Source organism: Nocardiopsis sp. NPDC055824 (genome assembly GCF_053616335.1).
The window spans coordinates 1-3,936 of sequence record NZ_JBSHDN010000342.1 but is presented as its reverse complement, the minus strand read 5'-3'; the positions used below and the strand labels follow the sequence as shown (position 1 = coordinate 3,936).

The window sequence follows — 3,936 nt, the reverse complement described above, 5'->3', positions numbered from 1 at the left end:
CCCGGGCACGTCGTGCACGGGGGCCGGGGCCCGGGTTCGAGCGGAGGACGGCGGGGCCCCGCCCCCGCGGGAGCCCCGTCCGATCCCTTCGCGCGCCCGCCGCCCACCGGAACAGTCCCCTGGACTCGTCCGGCCCCGGGTCAGCCCTCGAAGGGCATCGCCATCAGCGGGTCCGAGGTCGGCTGTTCGGAGCCGCCCTCCGGCTCGACCGTGACCGCCACGCCGTCGGTGTCCTCGTCCTCCGGGGTCGCCAGCACCGGCAGCACGAACCCGGCCTCGTCCACCGACAGGACCCCCGCCGACGAGACGGTGCCGTCGGGGCGGGTCAGCCAGAGCTGGTAGTCCTCGTCCTCCAGCCGCTCCAGCCCGTGCGCGCTGAACACCAGCTGCCCGCTGGCCTCCGAGTGCACGACGGTCACGGACACGCCCTCCATGGGCTCGGCCGTGGTGTGGTCGGCGCCCGGGTCCGACAGCACGGCGGCGATCTGCCGCTCGTTCTGGCGCAGGCGCTCCACCTCGCGGATCTGGTCGACGGCCACCGCTCCCAGGGCGACCACGAGCACCAGGCACGCCGCGAGTACCAGCCCCGTGCCCCAGTTCCACCGCTTGCGGCGGGGCTCGGGCAGTGGCTCGGGCGGCGGCGCGAGCTGGCGGGTCCTCGCCACCTCCTCCAGCACGAGCCGGCGCAGCTCCGCCGGGGGCGTGAGTGCCGCGGCGGAACCCAGCAGGGCCGTCGTCTCGGCGAAGCCCCGCACCTCCTGCACGCACGAGTCGCAGTCGGCCAGGTGGTCCTCGAACCGGACGCTCTCACCCGGCGACAGCGCGCCGAGTGCGTAGGCGCCCGAGAGCGTGTGCAGGTCCTGGCCCAGTCTCCTGCTCACCACTCCACCCCCAGGCAGTCGCGCAGCCGGATCAGCCCGTCGCGCATCCGCGTCTTCACGGTGCCCAACGGCGTGGACAGCAGACGGGCGACCTCACGATAGGTGTACCCGCCGTAGTAGGCCAGGCGCACGGACTGGCTCTGGAGCTCGGTCAGGGTGTCCAGGCACCGGCGCACCCGCTCCCGTTCGAGGCGGTCGGTGGCCTCCTCGGCCACCTCGTCGTAGGGGCGGTGCGTGTCGGCCGCCACCGCGCGTGCCTCCCGGTCCGTGGCCGCCTGCTCGGACCGCACCCGGTCCACGGCCCTCCGGTGGGCGAGCGTCATCACCCACGCGCGAGGGCTCCCCCGACGCTCGTCGTAGCGGCACGCGGTGCGCCACACCTCCACCATGACCTCCTGCGCGACCTCCTCGGACTGGGCCGGGTCCCTCAGGACCCGTCGCACCAGACCGTAGACGGCCGGACTGACCAGGTCGTACACCTCGCCGAACGCGCCCTCGTCGCCACGGGCCACCTCGCGGAGCAGCCGCGTGAGCCCCTGGTCGGACGGGGCGGGGGCCGCCGCCCCCTCCACGCGGCGGGGACCACGGGGCGCCGTGGCTTCCTCGTTCATCCGCTCCTCGTTCCTGGTCGGTACGCGGTCGTGCTCCTACGGCTCCTGCCCGGTGGCCGTGTGACGCACGGGCCCGGGCGGCCCGGCGCCATCGCGCGGGCCGCCCGGGTGCGTCGTGCTCGGAGCCTGGGTCGTGTTTTCCGGATCATTCCGCGCTCGCGTCCACCGGGCCTCCTCACGCGGCGCCTCCGCGCCCGTGGAGCACGACCAGTCTGGACCTCGCAGATCGTCCTGCGGGAGACCGCCCGGTCGGCCGCCCGCGCCGGTGTCGGATTCGCCGACACCGGCGAAGGCATCCGGAGAGCACCCCCTAGGAGGGCATGAGCACGGTGTCGACGATGTAGACGGTCGCGTTCGAGGTCTGGACGTTGCCGCAGACCACGGCGGAGTCGTCGTCGACCGTGTAGTCCTCGCCGGACCCGGCGGTCGTGACGTCCCCGCCCTGGAGCGACGTGAACGTGCCCTCCTCCAGGTCGGCGGGCGCGTGGCGTCCCTCGACCACGTGGTAGGTCAGGACCTCGGTGAGCTGCTCCTGGTCGGCCAGGAGGGCGTCCAGGTCCTCCTGCGGGATCTTCTCGAAGGCGTCGTTGCTGGGCGCGAAGACGGTGATGTCCTCGGCCGAGTTCAGGGTGTCGACGAGGTCGGCCTCGCTCACGGCTGTCACGAGGGTGGACAGCAGCGGGTTGTTGGACGCGGCCGTCGCGACCGGGTCCTGGGCCATGCCCTCGAAGCTGCCGTCGCCGTCCGCCGGCACGTCGGCACAGCCGGGGCCGAAGTTCTCCCCGGCCTCCTGCATCCCGCCGGAGCCCTCGTTCTCCTCCGTGGCGGGGCTCTCCTCGGCGCCGCCCGCGGCCGGGGTCTCGGCCTCCGTGTCCCCTTCCATCCCGCCACAGGCCGACAGGCCGAAGGCGAGGACGGCGGCGGCTGCGGTGGCAGTGAGAGCGTTCTTGCGGATCATGGTTCTCTCCTTCAACTGGGTGAACTTCGGTTGTCTCGAACCGCTGCCCGGGGGCAGCGGAAGCGTGGTCACTCGGCGGTGAAACGGACGCGGTGCCACCCGGTGGCGCCGTTCGGGACCGGGTCGACCCGCTCCGGGGGCTGGGTGCGGCCGGCGGAGTCGGTGGCGCGGACCTCGACGGTGTGCCGCCCGGGGTCGACGACGGTCTCCGCGACCCACTGGACCCAGGTGTCGATGCCCGGAACCCGGGCCAGCTCGGCGGTCTGCCACGCGCCGTCGTCCACGCGGACCTCGACGGCGTCGACCCCCCGGTGCTGGGCCCAGGCCACCCCGGCGAGGACGACCTCCCCGGAGCCGACGCGCCCCAGGGGGGCGGGCACGTCCACCCGCGACATGGTCTTGATCGGCGCCCGCACGGCCCAGCCGCGCTGTGCCCAGTAGGCCTGCTCGTCGGCGAACCGGGTGAGCTCGATGTCGGTGACCCACTTGGTGGCGCTGACGAACCCGTACAGGCCGGGGACGACCATGCGGGCCGGGTGCCCGTGGACGGGGGTCAGGGCCTCGCCGCCCATGCCGACGGCGAGGAGGGCGTCGCGTCCGTCCATGACGACCTCCGTGGGGGTGCCGCAGGTCCATCCGTCGTGGGAGGTGCTGAGGATCTGGTCGGCGTCCGCGTGGACTCCGGCGCGGCGCAGGAGGTCCGCGAGGGGGTGGCCGAGCCAGCGGGTGTTGCCCGCGAGGTCCCCGCCGACCTGGTTGGACACGCAGGCCAGGGTGATGTCGGCCTCGACGAGGGGCAGGCCGAGGAGTTCTTCCATGTCGATCTCGAACGGCCGGTCGACCATGCCGTGCACACGCAGGGTCCACCGGGAGGCGTCCACCCGCGGGACGGTGAGGGCTGTGTCGATCCGGTAGAAGTCCTCCGCGGGGGTGCTGAAGGGGGACAGGCCCGGCACACCGAGGTCGGTGCCGGAGGGCAGCGGGGCGAGGGGTTCGGCGGCGGCGGGGAGGGCGATCGCGGACCGCCCGCCCGTGCCGCCGAGGGCGGACGGCAGCAGGCGGCCCAGGGCGCCGGCCGTCCCGGAGGCGGCCAGGACCCCCGCCGCGGTCAGGACGAAGCCGCGCCTCCCGGGCCCCTGGGCGGGTCCCGGCTCGGGAGCGTGCGCCGTCTGCGCGCCCCCGGTGCCGTGTGCGTCCGGGGCGTCCTGCGAGCCCTGCGCGTCCGGGACGTCCTGCGCGTCCGCCGGCGCCTGCGGGCCTGCGCCTGTCGGCCCGTCCGCCCCGGCTGCGGCCTCCGCCGCCGGGCGGAGGTACCCGCGCGCGCTCCGGAGGAGAAGGGCGAGGGCCGAGGCCCCTGCCGCCGCGCCGACGAGTACGGGGCTCGCGGCCCCCCGCGCGTCGGGGCGGCGCCCCCCCCCCCCCGGGCCCCCCCCCCCCCCGCCCCCCCCCCCCCCGGCGGCCCCCCCCGCCCGGCGCCGGCGCGCCC

4 protein-coding genes are annotated in these 3,936 nt (G+C 75.5%); all 4 read right to left on the bottom strand.

Annotated elements, in window-relative coordinates; genetic code table 11:
• Positions 1 to 140: 140 nt before the first annotated feature.
• The gene (locus tag ACWGL3_RS31455; protein ID WP_267947519.1) at positions 141 to 881 is read right to left on the bottom strand and encodes an anti-sigma factor; all 741 of its coding nucleotides are present in this window, start codon (positions 879 to 881) and stop codon (positions 141 to 143) included.
• Positions 878 to 1,492: an ECF RNA polymerase sigma factor SigK gene (gene sigK / locus ACWGL3_RS31450; RefSeq protein ID WP_267947520.1), complete on the bottom strand. Its 615-nt coding sequence runs from the start codon at positions 1,490 to 1,492 to the stop codon at positions 878 to 880. The genes ACWGL3_RS31455 and sigK overlap by 4 nt, the downstream gene beginning before the upstream one ends.
• Before the next feature lie 310 nt (positions 1,493 to 1,802).
• A complete protein-coding gene (locus tag ACWGL3_RS31445; protein ID WP_267947521.1) occupies positions 1,803 to 2,450 on the bottom strand; it encodes a fasciclin domain-containing protein in 648 nt (215 codons plus the stop codon).
• A gap of 68 nt (positions 2,451 to 2,518) precedes the next feature.
• A partial coding sequence (locus ACWGL3_RS31440) for a molybdopterin-dependent oxidoreductase (RefSeq protein ID WP_452462135.1) occupies positions 2,519 to 3,936 on the bottom strand: 1,418 nt, incomplete at its 5' end.

Coding starts and splice junctions, on each gene's coding strand:
- sigK (WP_267947520.1), bottom strand. CDS start 1,492: ATGAACGAGGAAGCCACGGCGCCCCGTGGTCCCCGCCGCGTGGAGGGG.
- ACWGL3_RS31445 (WP_267947521.1), bottom strand. CDS start 2,450: ATGATCCGCAAGAACGCTCTCACTGCCACCGCAGCCGCCGCCGTCCTC.